General features: G+C 64.4%; 1 protein-coding gene. It reads left to right on the forward strand.

The features are described from left to right. Positions 1 to 756: IS701 family transposase (locus tag ACFPP6_RS36480; RefSeq protein ID WP_465269392.1), on the forward strand; the 756-nt coding region annotated here is incomplete at its 5' end. Between the last annotated feature and the right edge of the window lie 81 nt (positions 757 to 837).

Raw genomic sequence — 837 nt, forward strand, 5'->3', positions numbered from 1 at the left:
CCCGGGTCCTGGTCACCCGGGCTGGCTTCGCCGCTGCTCTTCTCCTGGGTGACTGCTGATGCTCTCTACGGCCAGGACTGGCACTTCCGCCGCATGATCGAGGAAGCTGAGCTCGGCTATGCCGCAGCAGTCCCGAAGTCACAGCAGATCAAGTCACTGGCTGGTTGCTGGCGTATTGACCAGCTCATCGGCGACGCTTCCGACGATGCCTGGGAAAGGCTGCCCTGCAGTAACGGTGCCAAGGGCTCGCGTGTCTACGACTGGGCCGCAGCCCAGCTGCCGGCTGTCCCGTTCTTGGGCGGCGGCGAGCCCTCCCACCACCGGTGGGTGATAGCCCGCCGGAGCATCGCCCGCCCCGATGAGATCGCCTACTACCTGGCCCATGCGCATGCCGGCACCACCGTCGATGAGCTGGTCCGAGTGGTTGGCAGCAGCTGGGCGATCGAGTCGTGTTTCCAGAGCGCGAAGAACGAGTGCGGCCTGGACGAGTATGAAGTCCGCCGCTACGTGGGCTGGTATCGGCACATCACCCTGGCCATGCTCACCCACGCCTTCCTTGCCGCCGCGACCGCCCAGGCAGGGAGGGAAAACAGGGCCGCAGAAACGGATCATCCCTTGCCCCACTCAGCCTGGCAGAAATCAGACGCCTCATGGGCAGCTTGCCGCCCGAGGAGCAGGACAACACCATCGACATCACACCCGTCATGCACTACGGTCCGTCTTCAAAGGATCGCCGGAGTGGTCCATGATGATTGAGTGCGCCGTCGTCATGAACTCTCCGACCAAGAGTGGGAGTTACTGGCCCCGCTTCTGCCTCGATCCGGCATCGGTCGCCCT

The sequence above is a fragment of the Streptomyces aureoversilis genome (assembly GCF_042657885.1).
Classification (GTDB): Bacteria; Actinomycetota; Actinomycetes; order Streptomycetales; family Streptomycetaceae; genus Streptomyces; species Streptomyces aureoversilis.